Origin of the sequence: Halomonas sp. THAF5a (assembly GCF_009363755.1) — a bacterium.
Lineage (GTDB): Bacteria > Pseudomonadota > Gammaproteobacteria > Pseudomonadales > Halomonadaceae > Halomonas.
Genome location: NZ_CP045417.1, coordinates 1,415,529 through 1,437,553 on the forward strand (window position 1 = coordinate 1,415,529; position 22,025 = coordinate 1,437,553).

At 68.0% G+C, this 22,025-nt stretch carries 20 protein-coding genes; 19 read left to right on the top strand and 1 reads right to left on the bottom strand.

Annotated features, from left to right (window positions below):
• Positions 1 to 6 precede the first annotated feature (6 nt).
• From FIU83_RS06390 to FIU83_RS06475, 19 genes are all read left to right on the top strand, one after another.
• On the top strand, positions 7 to 1,263 hold the full coding sequence (locus tag FIU83_RS06390; protein WP_152483277.1) for a phage portal protein: 1,257 nt from the start codon (positions 7 to 9) through the stop codon (positions 1,261 to 1,263).
• Positions 1,250 to 1,966, top strand: coding sequence for a head maturation protease, ClpP-related (locus FIU83_RS06395; RefSeq protein WP_216645073.1), 717 nt, complete (start codon positions 1,250 to 1,252; stop codon positions 1,964 to 1,966). Before FIU83_RS06390 ends, FIU83_RS06395 begins: the two co-directional genes overlap by 14 nt.
• Before the next feature lie 70 nt (positions 1,967 to 2,036).
• The gene (locus FIU83_RS06400) at positions 2,037 to 3,287 is read left to right on the top strand and encodes a phage major capsid protein (RefSeq protein ID WP_152483278.1); all 1,251 of its coding nucleotides are present in this window, start codon (positions 2,037 to 2,039) and stop codon (positions 3,285 to 3,287) included.
• 75 nt (positions 3,288 to 3,362) lie between these two features.
• A complete protein-coding gene (locus FIU83_RS06405) occupies positions 3,363 to 3,593 on the top strand; it encodes a hypothetical protein (RefSeq protein ID WP_152483279.1) in 231 nt (76 codons plus the stop codon).
• 3 nt (positions 3,594 to 3,596) lie between these two features.
• Positions 3,597 to 4,130, top strand: a complete 534-nt coding sequence (locus FIU83_RS06410; RefSeq protein WP_152483280.1) for a hypothetical protein — start codon at positions 3,597 to 3,599, stop codon at positions 4,128 to 4,130.
• Positions 4,127 to 4,675 (top strand): hypothetical protein, encoded by a 549-nt coding sequence (locus FIU83_RS06415; protein WP_152483281.1) that lies wholly within the window; start codon positions 4,127 to 4,129, stop codon positions 4,673 to 4,675. Before FIU83_RS06410 ends, FIU83_RS06415 begins: the two co-directional genes overlap by 4 nt.
• A 4-nt stretch (positions 4,676 to 4,679) precedes the next feature.
• Positions 4,680 to 5,270 (top strand): hypothetical protein, encoded by a 591-nt coding sequence (locus tag FIU83_RS06420; RefSeq protein ID WP_152483282.1) that lies wholly within the window; start codon positions 4,680 to 4,682, stop codon positions 5,268 to 5,270.
• Positions 5,271 to 5,272: 2 nt separating this feature from the next.
• Entirely contained in the window at positions 5,273 to 5,719 is a 447-nt protein-coding gene (locus tag FIU83_RS06425) for a hypothetical protein (RefSeq protein WP_152483283.1), read from the top strand.
• Positions 5,720 to 5,724: 5 nt separating this feature from the next.
• Positions 5,725 to 6,477, top strand: a complete 753-nt coding sequence (locus FIU83_RS06430) for a hypothetical protein (RefSeq protein WP_152483284.1) — start codon at positions 5,725 to 5,727, stop codon at positions 6,475 to 6,477.
• Positions 6,478 to 6,564: 87 nt separating this feature from the next.
• A complete protein-coding gene (locus tag FIU83_RS17430; RefSeq protein ID WP_172976038.1) occupies positions 6,565 to 6,714 on the top strand; it encodes a hypothetical protein in 150 nt (49 codons plus the stop codon).
• An 80-nt stretch (positions 6,715 to 6,794) separates the two neighbouring features.
• Positions 6,795 to 7,250 carry a DUF4124 domain-containing protein gene (locus FIU83_RS06435; RefSeq protein ID WP_172976039.1) on the top strand — a complete coding sequence of 152 codons (456 nt, stop codon included), beginning with the start codon at positions 6,795 to 6,797 and terminating at the stop codon, positions 7,248 to 7,250.
• Positions 7,251 to 7,322: 72 nt separating this feature from the next.
• Entirely contained in the window at positions 7,323 to 10,898 is a 3,576-nt protein-coding gene (locus FIU83_RS06440; protein WP_152483286.1) for a hypothetical protein, read from the top strand.
• Between the two features lie 8 nt (positions 10,899 to 10,906).
• The gene (locus tag FIU83_RS06445) at positions 10,907 to 11,296 is read left to right on the top strand and encodes a hypothetical protein (RefSeq protein ID WP_152483287.1); all 390 of its coding nucleotides are present in this window, start codon (positions 10,907 to 10,909) and stop codon (positions 11,294 to 11,296) included.
• 4 nt (positions 11,297 to 11,300) lie between these two features.
• On the top strand, positions 11,301 to 14,687 hold the full coding sequence (locus tag FIU83_RS06450; protein WP_152483288.1) for a hypothetical protein: 3,387 nt from the start codon (positions 11,301 to 11,303) through the stop codon (positions 14,685 to 14,687).
• A gap of 23 nt (positions 14,688 to 14,710) precedes the next feature.
• The gene (locus tag FIU83_RS06455) at positions 14,711 to 15,883 is read left to right on the top strand and encodes a hypothetical protein (protein ID WP_152483289.1); all 1,173 of its coding nucleotides are present in this window, start codon (positions 14,711 to 14,713) and stop codon (positions 15,881 to 15,883) included.
• Positions 15,880 to 18,762, top strand: coding sequence for a LamG-like jellyroll fold domain-containing protein (locus tag FIU83_RS06460; RefSeq protein WP_172976040.1), 2,883 nt, complete (start codon positions 15,880 to 15,882; stop codon positions 18,760 to 18,762). Before FIU83_RS06455 ends, FIU83_RS06460 begins: the two co-directional genes overlap by 4 nt.
• Positions 18,759 to 19,181 carry a hypothetical protein gene (locus FIU83_RS06465; RefSeq protein WP_152483291.1) on the top strand — a complete coding sequence of 141 codons (423 nt, stop codon included), beginning with the start codon at positions 18,759 to 18,761 and terminating at the stop codon, positions 19,179 to 19,181. Before FIU83_RS06460 ends, FIU83_RS06465 begins: the two co-directional genes overlap by 4 nt.
• 45 nt (positions 19,182 to 19,226) lie before the next feature.
• Positions 19,227 to 21,269: a hypothetical protein gene (locus tag FIU83_RS06470; protein ID WP_152483292.1), complete on the top strand. Its 2,043-nt coding sequence runs from the start codon at positions 19,227 to 19,229 to the stop codon at positions 21,267 to 21,269.
• Complete coding sequence (locus FIU83_RS06475) at positions 21,269 to 21,499, top strand: hypothetical protein (RefSeq protein ID WP_152483293.1); 231 nt, start codon at positions 21,269 to 21,271, stop codon at positions 21,497 to 21,499. The genes FIU83_RS06470 and FIU83_RS06475 overlap by 1 nt, the downstream gene beginning before the upstream one ends.
• On the opposite strand, the gene FIU83_RS06480 is transcribed toward FIU83_RS06475, so the two are convergent.
• Complete coding sequence (locus FIU83_RS06480; protein ID WP_152483294.1) at positions 21,500 to 21,694, bottom strand: hypothetical protein; 195 nt, start codon at positions 21,692 to 21,694, stop codon at positions 21,500 to 21,502. It abuts the gene before it with no gap.
• Positions 21,695 to 22,025: the final 331 nt, after the last annotated feature.

Sequence of the window (22,025 nt, forward strand, 5' to 3'; positions counted from 1 at the left end):
AGCGCCATGCGCAATCTACTCAACCGCCTGACCGGCCGCGACGACGCCCCGGAGGCGCGCCACGAGCCCACGGTCACGCCTGACCCTGGCATCAAGGACCAGACCGTCAGCAGCGGCGACGTGGAGAGCATGATGGAGCTCTTCCAGGTCGCGCCCAGCTATGCCGGCCCGGCGGTCACCGCCGAGACCGCGATGCGCGTCACCGCGGTCTACGCCTGCGTGCGCATGCTCTGCGGTGCCGTCTCCACCATGCCGCTGCACATCTATCGCCGCACGGCGGATGGTGGCAAGGAACGCATCGACCATCCCCTGTGGTGGCTGCTCAACCAGGAAGCCAGTCCGCTGTTCACGTCCAGCGCCATGCGCGAGGCCCAGATCGCCTCGATGCTGCTGCGCGGCGACGGCTTGGCGCGCATCCGCCGCAACCGTCGGGGTGTGCCCGAGCGGCTCGAGCCTCTGCCGCGCCAGAACACCATCATCGAGAAGGCCGGCGGGCGCCTGCGCTACTACGCCAACCTGGACGAGGAGGGCTATGTCGGCCTCGACCAGGACGACGTCCTGCACCTGCCCAACGTCGGCTTCGATGGCGTCTGCAGCCCCTCGGTGATCGGCCTGGCCGCCAAGCAGGGCATCGGCCTGGCCATGGCCGCCGAGGAGTACAGCGCCCGCTTCTTCAGCAACGGCGCCCGGCCGGACCACGTCATCACCACGGACGGCACGCCGAGCCAGGAGCAGATCGACCTGATCCGCAACAACTGGCTGAAGAAGCACCAGGGCACCGCCAACGCGCACCTGCCGGGCATGCTGGTCGGGGGCGCCAAGGTGCACCAGATCACCATGACCTCGGAAGACGCCCAGCTGATGGAGGCCCGTCAGTTCCAGGTCACCGACATCGCCCGCGCCTTCGGCCTGCCCAGCTGGATGATCAACGCCAACGAGAAGTCCACCAGCTGGGGCAGCGGCCTCGAGCAGATGGGCCTCGGCTTCATCATCTACACCCTGCAGCCCCACTTGACGCGCTGGGCCCAGGAGATCAATCGCAAGCTGCTGCGCGATCGCAACCTCTTCGCCGAGTTCAACGTCACCGCCCTGCTGCGCGGCGATGCCAAGGCCCGCTCGGAGTATTACAAGGCCGCGCTCGGCGGTACTCAGGCGCCCGGCTACATGACCCCCAACGAGGTCCGCGCCCGCGAGAACCTGCCCCCGATCAACGGCGGCGACCAACTCTATGCACCCGAGGTGACCCCCGATGCCGATGCCTAAGCTGCTCCAGCTGTTCCTGGACAACCAGGCCAAGCCCAAGGACTTCCGCGCCCTGCGCAACGAAGGTCGCGGCGAGATCTATCTCTACGACGCCATCGGCGACTGGTTCGGCATCAGCGCCGAGGCCTTCAACCGCGAGGTCCGCGCCATGGAGGGGGAGATCGACGAGCTCCACCTCTACATCAACTCCCCCGGCGGCGACGTCTTCGAGGCCCGCGCCATGGCCACCGCCCTGTCGCAGCTCAAGGTGAAGACGGTGGCCCACATCGAAGGCCTGGCCGCCAGCGCGGCGACCTTCCTGCCCATGGTCACCGACGAGGTCGAGATGACCGAGGGCGGCTTCTTCATGATCCATGAGGCCTGGACGCTGACCATGGGCAACAAGCGCGACCACCGCCAGCAGGCCGACCTGCTGGGCAAGGTCGACGACTCCATCCTCGACGCCTACGCCAAGCGCACCGGCGCCAAGCGTGATGACCTCACCGCCTGGATGGAGGCCGAAACCTGGTTCACCGCCGCGGAGGCAAAGGAGCATGGCTTCATCACCAGCATCCTCGAAACCGACCGCCGCCAGGCCGCTGCCCAGTGGAACCTGGCTGCCTACCACAACACGCCCAGCGCCCTCACTGAAGGGCCGCCCCCGGAGCACCTCTACGACCGAGCGCAAGCCGAGCGACGGCTCGCGCTGATCGAACGGCACTAGCGGGCTCCCGCGTGCCATATCCCTACGCCGCCCACCGGGCGGCGTTTTCGTAAGCGAAGGAGACAGCATCATGCCTCAGAGCATCCAAGAACTGCGGGAGCAGCGCACCAAGGCCGCCAAGGGCGCCCGCGAGCTGCTCGACCAGCACCCCGGCGACAAGTGGGGCAAGGAGCAGGACGATCAGTACAACAACCTGATCGGCGAGATCGACCGCATCGATGCCAGCATCGATCGCCAGCAGAAGCTGCTCGACCGCGAGGCCGAGGAGAAGCATCGGGTCGAGGATCGCGCCGGCCGCGACGGCATCAGCACTGACGAGGCCACCGCGCTCAAGCAGAAGGAGAGCGCCATCTTCCGCGCCTGGATGCGCGAGGGTGTCGACGGCCTCAACGCCGAGCAGCGCGAGCACGTCCAGGCCCAGCGACAGAAGATGCTGCAGAACGCCATGAGCACCGGCACCGGCAGCGAGGGTGGCTACCTGGCCCCGGACCAGTTCAGCGCCGAGCTGCTCAAGGCACTGAAGGCGTTCGGTGGCATGCGCGAGGCCTCCCGGGTCATCCAGACCTCGAGCGGTGTGGCGATCAACTGGCCGACCACCGACGCCACCAGCGAGGAAGGCGAGATCGTCGGCGAGAACGTCTCGGTCACCACCGGCGAGACCAGCTTCGGCACCCTGCCGCACGCCACCTACAAGTTCTCGTCCAAGTCCATCGCACTGCCCTTCGAGCTGCTGCAGGACAGCGAGATCGATCTCGAGGCCTACGTGCGCGAGCTGCTCCAGGAGCGCCTGGGTCGCATCACCAACCGGCTGTTCACCGTGGGCACCGGCACCGGCCAGCCCCACGGCATCGTCACCAGCTCGGCCTCCGGGAAGATCGCCCCCACCGGGCAGGTCGACGAAATCCTCTATGACGACCTGGTGGACCTCGAGCACAGCGTCGACCCGGCCTACCGGCGCAGCGGCAACGTCGGGTACATGTTCCACGACATGACCCTGCGCTCGCTCAAGAAGCTCAAGGATGCCGACGGCCGCCCGCTGTGGGTGCCGGGCGTCGCCACCAGCGAGCCGGATACCCTCAACGGCTACCGCTACACCATCAACCAGCACATGGATCAGCTGGGTGCCGGCAACAAGCCGATGCTCTTCGGCGACTACGCCAAGTACATCATCCGCGACGTCATGCAGCTCCAGTTCTTCCGCATGACCGACTCCAAGTACACCGAGAAGGGGCAGGTCGGCTTCCTCGCCTTCATGCGCTCAGGTGGCCGCCTGATGGACGTCGGCGGTGCCGTGAAGCACTTCCAGAACGCCGCCAGCTGATCCTGATCGCTGATCGGTAGACGCGTCGCGGGGCCTCCCGGCCCCGCGTCAGTGCCATCCATCGAGGACATCATCATGGCCGAACCCAAGACCACCGAGCCCAAGGCCGGCGGCAAGACACCGTCGCACCTGACCGTGCTGATCCTGCGCGACGAGCGGGTGGGCAAGAAAGACTTCAAGCCGGGGGATACCCCCAAGCTCAGCTATGCCGAGGCGCAGCGACTGATCAAGGGCGGCGGTGCCGACGGCGACAGCGGCGCCATCCGTGCCGCCCAGGCTCAGCGCAAGCAAGCGGCGCAGGGCTAACCCATGGTCGTGCGCACTCGTCTGGTCACCGCGCCGAGCGTCGAGCCGGTCAGCGTCGCCGAGGCCAAGGAGCAGTCCCTGGTCGAGCACGCCGAGCACGACGGCATGTTCGAGCGCCTGATCGCCGCCGCCCGCCAGGAAGCCGAGCAGCGCACCGGGCGGGCGCTGATCACCCAGGCGTGGCAGCAGCGGCAGCCGGCGGACGGCAATACCGTCTGCCTGCGCCGCTGGCCGCTGCTGGCGGTGACCAGCGTCAGCGACGACCAGGGCACGCTCGACCCGACCGACTACCGGGTCGAGATTGGCGACTTCCCGGCGGTGATCGCCAACCGCTCGCTGACGGGCACCGTGACCGTAGCCTTCACCGCCGGCTACGGCGAAGCGGCTGCTGACGTGCCGTCTGCGATCCGCCAGTGGATCCTGGTCACCGTGGCCTCGCTCTATGAGCACCGCGAGAAGGCCGTCACCGGCACCATCACCTCCGAGCATCGCTTCATCGACGGGCTGCTCGATCACTACGTGGTGACCCCGACATGAGAGCCGGACGACTCCGCCACCGCGTCACCCTGCGCGGCGCCCGCCACGGCCACCCGCCCAGCTGGCCCGCGGCCGGCAACGCCTGGGCCGAGTTCGTCGAGCCCAAGAGCGCCGGGCGCACCGAGCAGCAGGGCATCCGCGCCCCGGGCGCCACGCTCGTGCGCATGCGCCCGCGGCCAGGCCTGCAGGTCGGCCAGCTGATCGAGCGCCGCGACGGCGGGCTGTTCATCGTCGAGGCCATCGACCCGGCCCGCACGGTGGTGGAGATCGCCGCGCGGCGCCTGCAGGGCATGCCGGCCAGCTATGTGCCGTTCGCCACCGGCATCGGCTATAGCATCGAGGCCTTCCTGCTGCGCGAGAACGTCTTCGTCGGCCAGGCCAACGAGCCCCGCCACCTGGTGGAGGTGATCCAGCCGCAGCTGACCTGGCCTTGGGCCGAGGCCGGCGACCTGATTCAGATCGCCGGCCTGTCGCTTGAGATCGTCGGCCAGGTCGAGGGCACCGACGACGGCATCACCGTCCAGCTGTTCACCATCCCGGGCTGACGACATGGCAAGAGCAAGAGGCAAGAACAGCAAGCTGCCCAAGGGCGTGGTGGTCGGCGGGCTCAGCGAGAGCAAGAAGGCCTTCCAGGCGCTGCCCGCCGCCACCCGCCGGGCCATTGCCGGCGCCGTGAACGAGCAGGCCGCCGAGACCCGGCAGGCCCTGGTCGGTCGCATCAGCCAGGACGGCGGTATCAAGAAACGCGAGGTGGCCAAGCGCATCAGCGTGCGCAAGGCCAGCCTCAAGGAGGAGCGCCCCTTCGCCGAGCTCAAGCTCAACCGTGCGCCGGTGCGCTTCCGCCACTGGCAGTACGAGACCCGACAGACCGACGGCACCGGTACCCGGGCCAGCATCTGGGTCCGCAAGGGCGGGCAGCGCATGCGCGTGTGGGGCTTCGTGAACCCCAAGGGCCGCGGCGTCCCGCTCACCCGGTACCGCAAGGGCAGCCAGGACCGCATCCGTCGCGCCGCCGGCTGGGGCCTCAAGAACCACTGGAACCACCAGGTCGACGACCGCCTGCGTAGCGAGATCGCCAGCGGTGTCGATGGCAAGTTCATGACCCGCTTCAACAGGGAGTGGGCCCGGAAAGGGAAGTGAGCATGAGCCAGCCCAAGAGCACCCGGGTGGTCGCCAAGCTGCTCGAGCGCCTCGAGGCGATCAGCGTGGCCAACGGTTACCACACCGACATCGCCCACATCGAGAGCGACAGGCCCCAGGTCGACATCCAGCACGACATCCCCCTGCCGGTGCTGCACCTGCGCAACGTCGAGAATGCCATCACCCGCGTGGTAGCCAATGGGGCCCGTAGCGAGCAGCGCACCCTGCAGCTCGACGCCTACCTGAAAGGAGGCGAGGGCGCTCGCGAGCGGCAGGACGCCCTGCTCGATGACCTCTACCGGGCGCTCTACACCGGCGAGAAGATCAAGCTCGACCGCCTCGCGGTGGAGATCACCACGGGCAACGCCGCCCTCGACGATGCCGACCTGGGCAGTCGCATCGTGCCCATCTACCTGCCCGTCACCATCACCTACACCAGCGAGAGGTAAGCACCATGTCTGGCTATCAAGATACCGGCCTGATCGTCGCCGGCGACGTCTTCATGGGCGAGGTCGATTCGAGCGGCAACGTCGGCGCCCTGCGCGGCCCCCTCAACGTGCCGTCGCTCGCCATCACGCCCAACACCGTCGAGACCATCGAGCGGCAGAGCTACAAGAAGGGCACCTACGGGCAGACCCTCGACGCCGTGAACCTGCCCAACGAGGCCGCCAACCTCACCATCCAGTTCGACTCGCTGCCCGCGATCCAGCTGGCCGAGGCCCTGGCCGGCAAGACCGCGGCCATCGACGACGCCGTCGACACCATCACCGGCGAGGCCCACACCCTGGAGGAGGGGCTCTGGATCAAGCTGGCCAAGTCGAACCTGGCCGAGGGCTCGGTGACCGTCACCGAGACCACCGGCAGCACCGACATCACCGCCAGCTGCGAGATCGACCATGCCGCCGGCCTGGTCAAGGCCACCACCACCGCCGCGGCCACCGATGTCACCATCGACTACGACACCAACGCCACCACCGGCACCCGGGTGCTCGGCGCGAGTGAGATCTCCAAGCCGCGCTACATCCTGGTAGAGGGCGTCAACCTCGCCACCAACAAGCGGGTGCGGGTCGAAATCGACCGCGTGGTGCTGAGCTCCGACCAGGCCACCGAGCTGATGGGCCGTGAGTTCATCAACGGCCAGCTCACCGGCTCGCTGGTCACCCTGGAAGGCAAGCAGTCGCCGTACACCATGGACATGTACGACTGACACCCCGCGTGACGTACGCCCGGGGCGACCCTGGGCGTAAGTGATCCACCAGCAGCCTGTAAGACATCAACCCACGGAGACAACGCGATGAGCGACACCAAGGCCCAGCCCGAAGAGCTCGTGCAGGTCACCCTGCACGAGCCGCACACCCATAACGGCGAGCGCCACGAGAAGGGCGCCAAGCTCAAGGTCCGCCCCGATCAGGTCGAGCGCCTGAAGAAGCACAAAAAGATCTGATGGCGAGAGCCCGGCCCCGCAGGTGGCGGGGCCGGGTAACGGGTTGTAACCTGCCTCGAGGGAACCGAGGGAGGAGCGTCATGATGCGATGGATCGGCCTGGCCCTGGTGGCGGTGGTGCTGCCGGCGCAGGCTCAGGTTTACAAATGCGAGGTGGATGGGCGCACAGCCTTTCAGGACAGCCCGTGCGATGCTGGAGAGCAGTCGACCTTTACCACCAAGGCGATGGAGCGACGCGCCAAGCGAGAGGCAGAGCGCGAGCGGCAAAGGGAGATCGCCCGGTCTTGGGAGCCTCACCCCTCGGCGGCGGAACAGACTCGAGAGGCGATTCTGGCAGACCTGGAGTATCGGCTCTACGATCCCGAGTCTCTGCGGCTCGATGAATGGGTGCCTCCCGAGAAGGGCATACCCGGCTACCGCCAATACGTTCGCTATCGCGCCCGTGCCCTGGCAGGTGGGATGACCATCAGTGAAGCGATGTACTACTTCGATGAAAATTTCGAGATCGAGGAGATCGAAGACCTCGACGAGAGTTGAGTCTCCACCCTCTCTCTAGACCACACCAGCCCCGCCATCGAGCGGGGCTTTTCTTTGCCTGCACGGTGACCCATGGCCCAGAACCAGAACGACATCCAGCTGCGCATCCAGGCCGCCGTGGATGGCCTGCAGGACATCGGCAAGCTGCTCAGTGAGCTCGACGAGGTGGGGGCCGATACCACCGAGGCCTCGGCTGACGTCGAGAAGCTCAACGAGGCGATGTCCTCGCTGGCCCAGCAGCGCAAGCTGATCGACTCCCTCGAGCAGACCCGCGGCAAGGTCGCCGAGGCCGAGCAGGCCATGAACGAGGCGGTGGGCGAGGCCAACCGCCTGCGCAGCGCCTACGACGATAGCGCCCAGGGCGTGGAGGCCCAGCGCCGCGCCGCCGAGCAGGCCGCCGCCAGTGCCGAGCAGGCCAGCGAGGCCTACCAGCAGCAGCGCCGTGCACTGCAGGCGCTTCAGACTCAGTACAAGGGCGTGCAGGCCGAGACCTTGGGGGCCCGCCAGGCCTGGCGCGATGCCGCCCAGCGGGTGAAGGATCTCGAGGCCGCCATCGAGGCCAGCGGCAAGGCCACCGCCGACCAGTCCCGCCAGCTCGACCAGGCCCGCGGGGCCGCCGAGGAGGCACGGCGCGGCTATGAGCGCCAGGCCGAGGCCCTCAGCGGCGTGCGCGACCAGCTCGCCGAGCAGCGCACCGTGGTGGATCAGGCCAAGCAGAGCTGGGAGGACTACCGCGACGAGAGCCGCGACCTCAACCGCGACCTCAAGCAGAGCGAGCGCGCCTTCGCCAAGCAGGGCAAGGAGCTCGACCGCGCCCAGCAGGCCGCCGACAAGGCCAGCACCAGTTTCCAGCGCCAGGGCAAGGCGCTCGACGAGCTGAGCGAGGATGCCAGGCAGGCCGGTGTCGACGTCGACAACCTGGCCGACGAGCAGCAGCGTCTCGACCAGGAGTCCCGCGAGCTCGAGGGCTCGGTCGACAAGCTCAAGGGTCGCCTGCGCGAGTACCGCCAGCAGGTCGACGGCACCGAGGGCAGCGTGCGCAAGCTGGCTCGCAGCCTTGCCGGCGGCATCAAGCGCTTCGCCGCCTGGGGCGCCGCGGCGGCGGCCGGCGGGGCGGCGCTCAGCGTCGGCCTGATCGCCCGCTACACCGCGGCTCAGGCGCAGATGGCCGATCAGCTGGATAACACCAGCGAATCACTCGACACGAACGCCCAGCGGCTGCAGGAGATCCAGTATGCCCTGGATCGTACCGCCGACGGCTCGGCCAATGCCGCCGACCTGCTCAAGGACGTCGCCGACAAGATCGGCGATGCCTATGAGAACGGGGGCGGTGAGGCGAAGGATGCCATCGACGCCCTGGGCCTTAGCCTCGATGAGTTGATCCAGCTCTCGCCTGACGAGATGCTGCTGCGGCTGGCGTCTGCCATGCAGAGCCTGCCCAAGGCCAGCCAGGTCAACATCCTCGAGAGCCTGTCGAACGATGCCAGCCTGCTGGGGCCCTTGCTGGCAGACAATGCTGCTCGGCTGCGCGAGCTCGCCGCCGAGGCGCGCAACGTCGGGGCCATCCAGAGCGACGCCGATCTGGAACGCCTGCGAGAAACCAACCGGGCCGTGGAGCGCCTCCAGGGGCGTTTCCAGGGCCTACGCAACCGCCTGCTGGGCGAGATGGCCCCCGCCGTCACCGAAGTGGCCGATCAGTTTGATGGCCTGCTCGAGGACAACCCCGGCCTCGTCGATGACCTGGCCACTGTGTTCGGCAACCTGCTGCGCCAGACCAGCGACTGGATGCAGTACGTCATCACCAATCGCGACAAGGTAGGCGCGGCGCTCCAGGGGCTAATCGATACGGCACAGTTCCTCGGCAACACCTTCACGGCGGTGTTCCGCGGCATCCAGACGGTGATCGCTGGCGTCCTGGCGGGGGCGGCCCAGGCCTATTCGCATGTGCGCAACCTGATGGAGAGCACCGCGGGCCTGCTCAACAAGCTGGGCATCGTCAGCGACGAGACCCTGGCCAGGATGCGGGCCCACTCGGAGGCCGCCCAGCAGGCGGTGCGCGACCTCGAGGCACAGACCGTCGAGTACGGCCGCCAGGCGCTCGAGGCCGGCAAGAATGCCATCAGCGCCTACGACAACAGCGCCGATGCGGCCGAGGAGAGCGCCGAACGGCAGCGACGGGCCAGCGCTGCGCTCGATCAAGTGGCCCTCAATACCGCCAAGCTAATCGGCGAGCAGGCCAACGCCCACGAAGAAGCCGCCGAGGCCGCCGAGGCGAGTGCCCGTCGCCAGAAGCGTGCCATGGAGCAGGCTGCCGAGACGCTCGGCACGACGGTCGACGAGCTCAAGACCGGCATCAGCGACAACAATCGCGAGGCGATCGCGGCCTTCGAGACGCTGGCCCGATCCGGGGAGGTCTCGGCCAAGACCCTGCGCGAGGCGTTCGGCACCGTCTGGGACGACCTGAACAGCCAGGAGGAGCGCGAAGCGTTCCGCGCGACGCTTCAGCAGATGGTCAACGATGGCGTCGAGGGGGCTGGGTCGATTCTCTCGGCGTTTCGCGCCATGTCTTACGGCATCCGCGACGAGGTCGACGATGCTGCCGACTCGGTAGACCAGCTAGGAGATGCCGCGAAGCAGGCGGCGGGCGATACCGAACAGTCCAACAAGAAGGTCGTCAGCTCCGCCCGGGGCGTCGCCGCCTGGATGGCCGACGGCTTCAAGGCGGCGCTCGAGGCCATGGATGCGCTCAGCGTCCGGGCCGGCAATGCCTTCCGCGCGCTGCGCGGTGCCGAGACGACGCAGGCCGGTATCGAGGGCCTGCGCGATCGCCTGGCCGAGGTGAACGAGGAGATCAAGCGCCTCAACCGCGAGGCGCTCACCAGCATGAACGCCACGGGCATCACCGCCTGGGCGATCAGCGTGAAGCGCGATGCCCGGGAGGTCGAGCGGGCCTTCCTGGCCCAGAAGATCGCCGCCACCGAGCTGTTCGACGAGCTGCAGAAAGGCGAGCGCACCGGCGTCGATCTCTCCATGACCATGGAGGACCTCAAGCAGCGCTTCGACCTACTGGATGACGCGACCCTGTCGGGCCTCGAGGGCGAGATCCGCCGCATCCGCGGCGAGGTGGAGTCGCTGCGCGACTCGCTGGCCGACACCTTGGCCGCCGCCGAGCAGGAGAGGGCCAGCCTGGAGGGCGACCGCGGACGCGTGCAGGAGCTGCAGTACCTCGAGCGACAGCAGGAGTTGCAGGAGCAGCTGAACCGCGCGCAGGCGCTGGGCGATGCCGAAGCGCAGAGGCTGGCTCAGCAGGCCCTGCAGGCCGCCGAGCGCAATCACGAGCTGCGCATGCGTCAGATCCGCGAGGAGAGCGAGGCCGAGAAGCGGGCCGCCCTCCAGCGTGAACGCGAGGCCGCCAGTCGTCGCCAGCGCGATGAGGTGAACCAGCGCGAGCGGGAGGCCTTCGAGCGCGACCAGACGGCCCAGCAGGTGACTGCCACCCGACAGGCGGCACTGGCCGCCCAGCCCACCCGGGCCACGCGCATCGAGCTGGTCACGCCCAACGGTACCGCCAACCTCACCGCCGATAACGAGCGCAGCGAGCAGCTGCTAATCGATGCCCTGGGCCGCGACGCCCGCCGAGCCTACTAGGAACGCCCATGATCACCCTGACCCATGCCGGCGGCGCCATCACGCTGCCGGAGGATCTCGCCTGGCCGGACGAGTTCGACTGGAGCCCGGTGGCCGCCGCCGAGCAGCGCACCCTGAGCGGCGCGCTGATCATCCAGCACAGCACCCGCCAGAGCGGCCGGCCGATCACCCTGGCCAGCCAAGGCGCGAGCTGGTTCCCCCGCGCCCAGGTGCAGGCCCTGCAGACGCTGCTCGAGGAGGTCGCGCCGCTGACGCTCGACATCCACGGCCGTGCGTTCACGGTGACCTGGCGCCGGGCCGGCAACGCCCAGCCGCTGGAGGCCACGCCGGTCTATCGCCTCGCCGATCCCGACGGCACCCATCCCTATCTCATCACCCTGCGGCTCCAGGAGATCTAGCCCCATGCCGATCCTGCAAGGCGACATCAAGCTGCTCAAGTCGGAACGCATGACCGACAACGCCGACGGCGGCGGGCGCATCACCGGCAACGAGATCGTCGACGGCCTCAGCAACGAGATCTTCAACGACGTCTCGGACCTGGATCGCGTCTACGGCCGCACCAACCTGCGCAAGGCCTTCGCCGCCGTGGAGACCGACGACACCGACTACTACTTCGGCGCGCACATGATCGTCGACCAGGCGCCGGACGACCCCAACGTCTCGGTGCTGATGTTCTCCACCGGCAGCCCCACCGACGAGCGAGCCAACGCCCGCAACCGCATCGAGGGCTACGTGGTGGCCGGGCCGCTGACGCGCATGCGCCTGTATGGCGACCAGCTCGAGGGGCAGCGCTCGCTGCTCGCCTACCAGCGGGTCGGCGAGACCCCGCCGGACATCGGCGACGTGCTGCTGCTCTCCACCGAATCCGGCGAGGGCGCGGGCAACGAGCAGTACGTGCGCATCACCGGCGTGGAGACCCAGGACCAGGTGTTCACCGACGGCAGCGGCGACTTCACCCGCCAGGTGCTGACCATCGACATCAGCACCGCGCTGACCGAGCGTTTCTCCGGGCACGAGCCGCGCCGCGACTCCCGCGCCCAGCCGGCCACCCTGCTGCGCCAGACCCAGGTGGCGGATGCCAGCCAGTATTACGGCGTCAGCCGCCTGGCCGTGGCCGCCAGCCTCGGCAGCAACCAGGTGCAGGTGGCGAGCGTCTATCAGCCCATCGTGCCCAGCACCCAGACCGAGAGCCCGGTCACCGACGTGCAGATCGGCGGCAACGTGGCCGTTGAGGTCGAGAGCGGCGGCATCACCCACGAGATCCCCCAGGTGGCCGAGACGCTGCAGATCGCCGTGGCCGTCAACAACCGCGGCTACAGCTACACGCGCAGCCTGCAGCCGCTGCCGGCCCCGGGCACCGTGGTGGTGGAGTACCTGGCGCTGGGCAAGTGGTACACCCTGCGCGACGAGAACGGCACCGGCGAGCTCAGCGGCGCCGGCACCGGGCAGGTCAACTTCGCCACCGGCTCGGTCTCGATGACCCTGCAGGCGCTGCCCGACGTCGACTCCTCGATCCTCGTCTACTGGGGCACGCCGGTGCACTACGTCGACCGGGCCGGCTACCAGGTGCCGTTCGCCACGCCGTCGCTGCGCTTCACGCTCAACCAGGGCGGCGTGGTGCCGGGCAGCGTCACCGCCACCTGGCTCTCCGGGGGCGTCGAGGTCACGGCGACCGACGACGGCCTGGGCAACCTCTCCGGCGCCGCCACCGGGCGCATGGTCTACGGCTTCCAGGATGCCGCCAACGGCGACCGCGTGGGCGAGGTGTGGCTCGAGTTCAATGATGGCCAGTGGCCGGACGCCAACAGCAACGTGGTGGTGGACTACGAATACGGCGCGAGCGACACGGCGACCTTCAACCCCAGCAAGGACGGCAGCGGCTTCGTGCAGCTGCAGCTGCCCAACGCACCGCTCAAGCCCGGCAGCGTGGGCCTCGAGTGGACCGTCACCCGCCGCGACGTGGAGGCCAGCGGCTACACGATCGAATACACCACGGGTAACTGGACCATCGGCCAGGCGGCCGGCGGGGCCGGCAGCGAGACCTTCGAGGAGCGCCGCGAGGACGAGACCACCATCCGCTACCGGGCCTACGACGATGGCGCCGGCGGCCTCAAGGGCTTCGCCGGCACCGTGGACTACGACACCGGCCTCGTGACGCTCGAGGTCGAGAAGGTCCACGACGTGCAGCGCTGGTCCCGCGGCGAGAACGGCTCGGACTGGGGCGAGACCAGCGTCACCGACGACTACGCCGACGGCTCGGCGATCATCGCCCGCTGGCAGCCCCAGGTGCTGGCCAGCACCACCGACAGCGTCTCCAGGAGCCCCAGCCCCCTGGCCCTCGATCTGCTGCCGCTGCTGCAGGATCTCATCGTGCCCGGCACGCTGCGCTTCACCTTTCGGGGCAGCACCTTCGAGGACCGCGACGGCCAGCTCTACCGCGACGTCGACCCGCAGACCGGCGCCGGCTTCTACAGCGGCACCATCGACTACGCCGCGGCCAGCGTGGTGCTCGAGGACTGGGGGGAGGGCGGTACCAACCAGGTGAGCATCGACAGCCTGGTCACGGTGTACGGCAACTGGACCGTCTATGACGTTTTCTTCCGCACCCCGGGCTCGCCCATCCAGGTCGGCGAGCTGACCCTGCTGGCCACCACCGCGGACGGCGAGCTGCTCAGCGGCCAGGCGCAGTTCAGCGGGCAGATCACCGGCGACGACCTCGAGGGCGAGGTCGACTACAGCACCGGCGTGGCCAGAGCGCGCTTCGGCGAGCTGGTGGACGACAGCACCCTGACCCCGGAGGAGAAGAACGAGCCCTGGTACGACCCGGCCGACGTCGAGAACGGCATGATCTGGCGGCCCCGCGCGGTGCTGCCCAGCACGGCGCGCTTCAACACCGTGGTGCTGACCAGCCTGCCGCTGGATGCCGAGCTGCTGGGCCTCGACCCGGTGCGCCTGCCGCCGGATGGCCGCGTGCCGATCTACCGCCCGGCCAACGTGGCAGTCGTCCACCACACCGCCAAGACGGCCTGGCCGTTGGGCACCCAGCCCGGCGACACGCTGGACGTCGGCCGTACCCGCCTGGCGCTGCTGCACGTGGAGGACGCCAACGGCACCCGCCTGGGCGATGCGGAATACGCCGCCGACCTGGACGCCGGCACCGTCACCCTCGATGCCTCCTTCGTGCCCGGCGACTACAGCGAGCCGCTCTATGCGGTGCATCGCGTCGAGGACATGGTGCTGATCGGCGACGTGCAGATCGGCGGCACCCTGACGCTGATCGGCCAGCTCAGCCACGACTACCCGGCGGAGGAGACCCTGGTCAGCTCCGCGCTGATCGCCGGCGACCTGCAGGCGCGCTGGGCCAACCTGTTCGACCAGGCCACCTGGACCAACACCTGGTCGGATTCGCTGATCGGCGACGAGACCAGTGCCGAGTACAACGCCACCACCTACCCGCTAACGGTGACCAATCGCGGGGCGATCACCGAGCGCTGGGCGCTGCGCTTCACCTCCACCAGCGGCGGCAACATCGTCGGCGAGAGCGTGGGCCAGATCGGCACCTTCTCGATCAACGCCGAGACGGCGCCCAACAACCCCAACACCGGCGTGCCCTATTTTCGCATCGCCGCCGGCGGCTGGGGCAGCGGCTGGTCCGCCGGCAACGTACTGCGCTTCAACACCATCGGCGCCAACGCCCCGCTGTGGCTCGCTCGCACCGTGCTGCAGGGCGAGGCCCAGGCCAGTGACTTCCAGTTCCGCCTGCAGGTGCGCGGCAACGTCGACGCCTGATCATCCTCCCGGAGAGCGATTCGATGACATTCCCCGTCAAGCACTTCACTCACGACATGGGCGGCGCGCCCGTGCTCGGCGATACCGCCGCCGGCGACTTCATCGGCCTGCTCAAGGCCTGCCTGGTGACCGGCTTCAATGTCACGCCGATCGGCACCATGACCTATGACGGCGGTACCGGCGAGGTCACCGTCGACGTCGGTACCGGCCACGGCTTCAAGAAATGGCAGGTGATCGCGATCACCGGCGCCGACCAGGCCGCCTACAACGGCGAGCACCGCGTCACCGCCACCACCGACAGCACCTTCGCCTTCGTGCCCCCGTATGCCCCGGCCACCAGCCCGGCCACCGGGACGACCCTCGAGGCCAAGGCCGCCCCGGTGGGCGGCTGGACGATCGAGGCCGAAGACGCCACCAACCACAAGATCGCGCTGCGTCGCAGCGCGCCGGACGCCACCGACCACGTGCTGCTGGTCGAGAACACCGGCTATAGCGGCGACAGCGGCGTGAACGGCAACTTCGCCAACGTGCGGATCTGCGAGAGCTTCACCGACTTCGCCACCTTCGATGCCGTGGCCAGCTACTGGTGGGCGGCCAGCCACCGCTACGCCACGCCGGAGTGGCTGCTGGTGGCCGATGGCCATCTGCTCTACTGGATCCCGCGCTACGCCACACCGGGCAAGCGCGCCGCCTTCGTATGGGGCGACATCGAGACCGTGCGCCCCGGCGACGCCGCCCATTGCCTGGTCAACGGCTGCGACAAGGGCGGGGCCGGCGAATGGGATGCCAACGATTCTCCCTACACCGGATTCACCACCATCGGCTCGAGCGATTTTCGCGGCATCGCCAGGGGATACCAGCAGCTGCCCGGTGAGCAGCCGTGGGAGATTTACGCCATCGGCGACTACCTCGGCGGCGACAAGCTGGCCTACCCGAACCCCGCGACCAATGGCTTCTACGTGGCCACCGGCAAGGTGATGGTCGTGGAGCAGGCCAGCCTGCGCGGCTTCATGCCGGGCCTGCTTCAGCCGCTACAGACCTCGAGCGTCTACCACGGCGCGGTGGTGGACAACCTGCCCGACCTGGAGGGCGTGCCGGTGCTGTTCTGGCTGGCCATGGACTCGCGCAGCAACGCCGGCACCGAACGCCTGATGGCCTGGCGGCTGGATGAATGGGCGCCGGAGGTGGGCGCATGAGCCTGATTGCCCGCTACAAGCTCGACGGCAACGCCAAGGACAGCGAGGGCACCGCCCACGGCACCGCCGCCGGCGTCACCTGGGCCCCCAGCCAGCTGATCAAGGGGGGTAAGGAGGCGCGCCTGGACGGCACCACCGGCCAGATCACGCTCGGCCTGCAGCTGACCGTTCAAACTACCTTCAGCTTGATCGTCTGGGTGCGCCCCCACCCGGGCCAGGGCTGCCTGATCGCCCAGCATGACGGCACCAACGGGGTGCGTATCGAGCAGACCGCCACCGGAGAAATCCGCGCCTGGATCAACGGCACCAGCAGCCTGCTGGGCAGCTGGCAGCACGGCGAATATCACCGGGTATTCCTCGCTTACGACCAGGACGTGGCCACCCTGTACCTGGACGGTGCCGAGGTGGGATCGATTAGCGAAACCGTGATCCTGCCCGACACCCCGCTGCTGGTGGGCAACAACCATGATGGCAGCGAGCCGATGGCGTGCGATGTGGTGGACGTGGAGATCAACGACGCCGTGGCGCCGCCGGAACAAAGTGCGGTACCGCCGGGATTCGACGTCCACTACACCATGGACAACGTGGCGGGAAGTACCCTGTATGACGAGACCGGGGGGTACAACGCCACCATCTATGGGGCAACCCAGGCCGAGGGCATCGACGGCCAGGCCCTGGAGTTTAGTGGCAACCATGTGGACACCGGCTACCGCACCAACGGCGGCGACTACACCATCGCCTTCTGGATGCGCCCCGCTGCGGGAAACAATAATGCGGCGATGTGCGCCGAGGCAGAAAGCACCAACAACAGCTATGGCCTTCTTTTCTGGTTGACCAACAACGGCAACACGCTGACCTTCGGTCATTTCAAGAGTGTGTCGGGTGACTACGACCCCGTAGATGCTGATTTCGCGGGCTACGTGGATCGCTGGGTGCATGTGGCCGCGGTGCGAAAAAACGGCCAATACCACAAGATATTTATCGATGGCGTGGAGGCGGCAAGCGGCCCCTGTTCCGCCACCACATCAACATCGACTAACACCCTAAAGCTGGGTGGGAATGTTGATTATATTTCTGACAGCCGTCATTACAGCGGCAGGATGGACGGTTTTTATGCCTACCCGGCAGCACTTAATGCAGACAAGGTAATGGCACTGCGCAATGATCTATACTCCACGATCCCCTTCGTGCTGGACGAGAATTTCATCGCCAATGATGAATGCGTTTCTCTGGATGCCTGGTCTGAACCGACGGGTGATGCCACCGTGGTGGGCAGCGAGATCGTCTATCCGGCAGGGTCCGCCAGCTATCCCAGCAGCCGGCTTCTGACCATTCCGACAATTTCACCCGGGAAGGACTTCCTGATCTACTTCAAGATCCGGCAAGACCAAGCGTCGGGCCGGTACGCCTACCTTCAGATGGAGAATTCAAGCCAAGTTGCCAAGATCCATTTCATCCTTAATTACAACTGGCCAAACACGACCCCCGAGGTTGGCACGGTCAGCGTGTCCATGAACGGCGGTAACGAGCGATTTGTTCTGGAGACCGGCATCGACACCAGCGTTGGCGTCGAATACGTGATCCATATTGATGTTAACCGCTCGGCGATTTCCTTCTACAAGGTGACTCAGGCCGGGCTGGAGCTTAAGGGAAGCGGCGCGCACTTTTCTTCTGTGACAGACATAAGAAGAGTGAAGTTTAACCAGGGATCGGGAAGCGGTGACATGGAGGCGGCGCTGGATTATCTCAGCTTCTGCTACCCCAACTTTGTATCGATCGGCGACAGCATCGCCGCCGGGCATAACCACTTCGACCCGAGCCCCAGCTTCTACCCTGGCATCGACAATGTGAAAAACAGCTGGCAGGGCAATATGTACTATGCCGGGCTGCGTAACGGCTTCGTCGTCAACAAGGGGATCGGCAGCCAGGATTCGGGGGAGCTATTGGCGCGGATCGGCGAGGCGACGAACCACAACGCCCGCTATATCTTCCTGCAGGCCTCGAACAACGACTATGGGGCGGCCATCGACCAGGCCAACCGAACCGACAACATCCAGGCCAGCCTGACCGCCATCAAGAACAGCGGCGCCCGGGGCGTGCTGCTGAACGCCCTCTACCCCAACGCCAATCACCCCGGCAACCCCGCCAACGCCCAGCAATACCTCGACTGGTGGAACAACTACCGCCCGACCCTGAGCAACGTCTACCAGGCGATCGACATCAACCAGCCGGTAATCGACAGCGGGACCGGCTACATAGACGCCGCCTATTGCGAGACAGACGGCATCCACCCCAATGAGGCCGGCTATATCGCCATCGGCACCTACGTGGAACAGGAGTTCAGCCACGTGGACGAGGAAGGCAGCATAGACCCGGGCGTGGAGATCCAGGCCCTGCTCGAGGAAGTGCCGGTAAAGAGCTTCCCCTACCTGGCGATGCGCGTGCTGCCCACCGACCAGCAGGCGGACGGCTACAATCCGCACCCTCAAGCGGTGCCCAACCCCACCGCCATTCCGCGCAGTGGACGTAGCCAGGTGCAGGGCGTCTCGGCGCTGCTAGCCCCTCCAGCGTGGTTCGACCAGCGCGACGGCAGTGGCGGCAGCCATCTCTCGCCAGCGGGCGTGGTCTCACGGCCCGATCGCCAGGGGCGGCTTAGGGGCAACATCACCGACCAGAACGGCCAGCCGGTATCGCGCCGGGTGCGCTGCTTCGAGCGCCGCACGGGGCGCATCGTGCGCGAGATCTGGAGCAATGCCGCCGGCTACTACCAGTTCGACGACCTGGACCCGGGCAAGCGCTTCACCGTGGTGGCCCATGACTACAGCGGCACCTACAACGCCGTGATCGCCGACAACGCTCAGCCGGAGGTGCCCGCATGAATCTCGCTCTTGCCGTGAAAAACGCCCGGCTGCTGGCCATCGCCGATGCCGCCAACGCCGGGGCGGATGCCAGCAACCGGGCCACCCTGACCTTCTACGCCGACCCGATGCCGGCGGGCGCCGATGTGGCGCTCTCCGGCCAGCTCGAGCTGGCGGTGGTGGACTGCCCTTACCCGCTGGAGGCCAGCATCGAGAACGGGGTGATGACCCTGGCGGCCTTCGAGGAGGTGATGGCCACTGCCGAGGGCGTGGCCACCTGGGCGCGGCTGCGCGACGTGGCCGGCACCGCCGTGGCCGACCTCACCGTGGGCATGGAGGACGAGCAGGGCAACCCCACCGCGGCCATCACCATCACCCAGTCGCAGCTGTATGCCGGGGTGATCGTCGACATCACCGAAGGCGTGATCGTCGAGGCCTGATAGCGGGCCCGATCGCGCGCCATAGCGCCCCAGCCAGGAGCCGGCATGGCCCAGATCAACCTCCAGTTCGGCGCGCCCGGGTATGGCGAGCCGGTCGGCACGGTCAACCTGCAGTTCGGTACCGAGGATGGCGGGGCAGGGGGCGAGACCCTCACCGCCCGCATCGGCGTTACCCTGCCGGCGCCCGCGGCCGCCCTGCGTGTCGAGATCCCCCGGCGCGGGGCCACCCTCGCCGCGACCCTGCCGGCCCCGGCGGCCAGCGCCCAGGCACGGCTGGTGGTGCGGCCGCGCGTCACGGCCACCCTGGCCGCGCCCCAGGCCACCGCCGGCGCGCGCCTGGTGGTCCGTGCCCGGGCCGCGATGACCCTGCCGGCGCCCGTGGTGCGGGTGAAGGCCGAGCGCGACATCAACGTCTACCGGGATCCCTCGGCGCTGGCCGGCTCGCGCTTCCAGCAGGCCCGGCAGCAGACCGCCGCGACCGCCGCGGGCTATGGGCAGACTGATCGCCTGCGCCACCAGGCCGCCAGCCGGTACCAGCAGGCCGCGCCGCTGGCTCGCCAGCACCAGGAGCCCGCCCGACAGCAGCCGCGCCGGGACGCCCGTGCCGGCATCCGCTACCAGCAGGCCGCTGCCCTGGTGCGTGGCGCCACGACCGGCAACCGCTTCCTGCCCGAACGTCACCGCCGCGCTGGGACGACCTGGCAGCAGGGCCGCCCGGTGTGGGATGTCACCGGCGTGCCCGGGCCTTACCTGCCGCCCCTGCGTACCGGCTGGGGGCTGCCCTACCAGCAGGCCACCCGGATCCTCGCCGAGCACTGGGGCAGCGGCTGGCAGGCGGGGGAGTGGAGCACCCTCGGCCACCGGGGCCGCTATCAGAACGCCCAGTGGCCGCCGCCCGGGACCAGCCCGCACCCGGTGGATCCGCCCGGGCCGGGGCCCGATCCCTTCGTGCCCTCGCTGGACCTGCAGTTCTGCGCGCCGCCGCCCGGCATATGGGATCTCGCCTTCGGCATCGACCCCTGCGACGTCGAGTGGCCGACCGATCCCGATGCGCCCGTCGTCGCCCCCATCCAGAGGACCTATCTCGTGAGCAACAGCGCAAGCCTCACCCTGGTGGCCACCGGCCAGGCGCTGGCCGCCAGCGCCATCTCCGCCGCCATCGATGCCGACTCCTGGGCCTGGGAGCTGCGCGCCACCGTGCACGGCGCCGAGAGCGTCGCCGCGATCCGCGATGCCGCCCAGCCGGTGGAGATCGAGGCCACCCTCAACGGCCACACCTGGCGCGGCGTGCTCGACTCCTGGAGCCGGCAGCGTCAGTTCGGCGACGTGCCGACCATCACCCTCAGCGCGCGCAGCCTGGCCGCCTACCTGGCCGCGCCCCATGCCGCCCCGCGCAGCTACGCCGAGACCCAGACCCGCACCGCCCGGCAGCTCGCCGAGCAGGAGCTGCCCCTGGGCTGGACGCTGGACTGGCAGATCGACGACTGGCTCGTCGAGGCAGAGGCCTGGCACTACACCAACCGCACGCCCATCGAGGCAATCACCGCCATCGCCTCCGCGGCCGGCGCCGTGGTGCAGGCCCACCCCAGCCAGCCGCGGCTGATCATCGCCCCGCGCTACGCCGCCCCGCACTGGGCCTGGGGTGGGGCGACGCCCGACGTCACCCTGCCGCTCGACGTGCTCACCCGGCTCGGCTCCGAGCTGCGCAGCACTGAGGCGCTCAACGGCGTGTACGTCACCGGCGAAACCACCGGCGTGCTCGCCCTCGTCAAGCGCACCGGTACCGCCGCCGATCGCCTCGGGGAGATGGTCGTCGACCCGCTGGTCACCCGGCAGGCCCCGGCGCGCGGGCTTGGCATCGCGGTGCTCTCCGCCAGCGGCGCCCAGACCCGCGAATCCCTGGCCCTGCCCTTGTCTGCCGACATCGCCGGCCTGCTCGCCACCGGCCAGCTGGTGCGCGTGGATCCCGACGGCGACGACTGGCGCGGCCTGGTGCGCGCCGTCAGCCTCAACGCCCAGCTGCAGGGCGACGCCCTGACCATCGACCAGAGCGTCGAGCTCGAACGCCACCTCGAGGAGATCGCCTGATGGCCCGCAACCTCTACCGCCAGTTCCTCGACCTCATCCCCCACGACCCCCTGCTGGTAGGCGAGGTGACCAGCCAAAACAGCGACGGCACCAGCACCCTGCAGCTCCCCGGCGGCGGAACCCTCCGCGCCAGGGGGCAGGGTGTGGCCGTGGGGCTCAAAGCCTTCGTGCAGGCGGGGGAGGTGAAGGGCGAAGCGCCTGCGCTGACCGATGTGACCGTGGAGGTGTGACTATCCGTACGGAGATTGGTTGGTGGGCTTGAGGCTGATACCGAGTTCCTGAGCCTTGCTATAAACCGCATTCTCAGTCCTGCCAAGCTTCAGGCCGATGATGCGGGTGGGCGTGTTTTCCTTGGCAAGTTGCTTCAACTGCGCTTTATCCGCTGCTGACCACGGCTTCCTTTCGTTATCTGGCCATTTGCTCATTGCGACGCTCCATCATGATGGTTGACATGATGAGGCTGAACTTCCTAAGTTCGCCTCACTCAGGTCAGCCTAGATACTTAGACGATGGGTCGCCAGCTGGCCGAAGTCCCCAAGCGACCATCTATGATCCTTGTCATCAGCTAGGGTGTAGATAACGCCAGCGGATCACATCATGACTGGACTCCAGCGGCCAGGCGCCATCATGGGCTGGACGGATATGGAATCGGTCCTGGTGATCTAGGTAGGCCCGGCTCAAGCGATTGCCCGGATGAACGGAATCTTTGCGCGGAAACTGAGTGTGAATGACCAGCGGCTTGCCAGCCTTGGGGAA

What these genes read in the sequence shown, in the direction of transcription:
- FIU83_RS06475 (WP_152483293.1), top strand. Translation starts at nt 21,269, where the DNA reads ATGGCCCGCAACCTCTACCGCCAGTTCCTCGACCTCATCCCCCACGAC.
- FIU83_RS06425 (WP_152483283.1), top strand. Translation starts at nt 5,273, where the DNA reads ATGAGCCAGCCCAAGAGCACCCGGGTGGTCGCCAAGCTGCTCGAGCGC.
- FIU83_RS06415 (WP_152483281.1), top strand. Translation starts at nt 4,127, where the DNA reads ATGAGAGCCGGACGACTCCGCCACCGCGTCACCCTGCGCGGCGCCCGC.
- FIU83_RS06390 (WP_152483277.1), top strand. Translation starts at nt 7, where the DNA reads ATGCGCAATCTACTCAACCGCCTGACCGGCCGCGACGACGCCCCGGAG.
- FIU83_RS06395 (WP_216645073.1), top strand. Translation starts at nt 1,250, where the DNA reads ATGCCGATGCCTAAGCTGCTCCAGCTGTTCCTGGACAACCAGGCCAAG.
- FIU83_RS06465 (WP_152483291.1), top strand. Translation starts at nt 18,759, where the DNA reads ATGAATCTCGCTCTTGCCGTGAAAAACGCCCGGCTGCTGGCCATCGCC.
- FIU83_RS06450 (WP_152483288.1), top strand. Translation starts at nt 11,301, where the DNA reads ATGCCGATCCTGCAAGGCGACATCAAGCTGCTCAAGTCGGAACGCATG.
- FIU83_RS17430 (WP_172976038.1), top strand. Translation starts at nt 6,565, where the DNA reads ATGAGCGACACCAAGGCCCAGCCCGAAGAGCTCGTGCAGGTCACCCTG.
- FIU83_RS06435 (WP_172976039.1), top strand. Translation starts at nt 6,795, where the DNA reads ATGATGCGATGGATCGGCCTGGCCCTGGTGGCGGTGGTGCTGCCGGCG.
- FIU83_RS06480 (WP_152483294.1), bottom strand. Translation starts at nt 21,694, where the DNA reads ATGAGCAAATGGCCAGATAACGAAAGGAAGCCGTGGTCAGCAGCGGAT.
- FIU83_RS06460 (WP_172976040.1), top strand. Translation starts at nt 15,880, where the DNA reads ATGAGCCTGATTGCCCGCTACAAGCTCGACGGCAACGCCAAGGACAGC.
- FIU83_RS06400 (WP_152483278.1), top strand. Translation starts at nt 2,037, where the DNA reads ATGCCTCAGAGCATCCAAGAACTGCGGGAGCAGCGCACCAAGGCCGCC.
- FIU83_RS06410 (WP_152483280.1), top strand. Translation starts at nt 3,597, where the DNA reads ATGGTCGTGCGCACTCGTCTGGTCACCGCGCCGAGCGTCGAGCCGGTC.
- FIU83_RS06405 (WP_152483279.1), top strand. Translation starts at nt 3,363, where the DNA reads ATGGCCGAACCCAAGACCACCGAGCCCAAGGCCGGCGGCAAGACACCG.
- FIU83_RS06420 (WP_152483282.1), top strand. Translation starts at nt 4,680, where the DNA reads ATGGCAAGAGCAAGAGGCAAGAACAGCAAGCTGCCCAAGGGCGTGGTG.
- FIU83_RS06440 (WP_152483286.1), top strand. Translation starts at nt 7,323, where the DNA reads ATGGCCCAGAACCAGAACGACATCCAGCTGCGCATCCAGGCCGCCGTG.
- FIU83_RS06430 (WP_152483284.1), top strand. Translation starts at nt 5,725, where the DNA reads ATGTCTGGCTATCAAGATACCGGCCTGATCGTCGCCGGCGACGTCTTC.
- FIU83_RS06445 (WP_152483287.1), top strand. Translation starts at nt 10,907, where the DNA reads ATGATCACCCTGACCCATGCCGGCGGCGCCATCACGCTGCCGGAGGAT.
- FIU83_RS06455 (WP_152483289.1), top strand. Translation starts at nt 14,711, where the DNA reads ATGACATTCCCCGTCAAGCACTTCACTCACGACATGGGCGGCGCGCCC.
- FIU83_RS06470 (WP_152483292.1), top strand. Translation starts at nt 19,227, where the DNA reads ATGGCCCAGATCAACCTCCAGTTCGGCGCGCCCGGGTATGGCGAGCCG.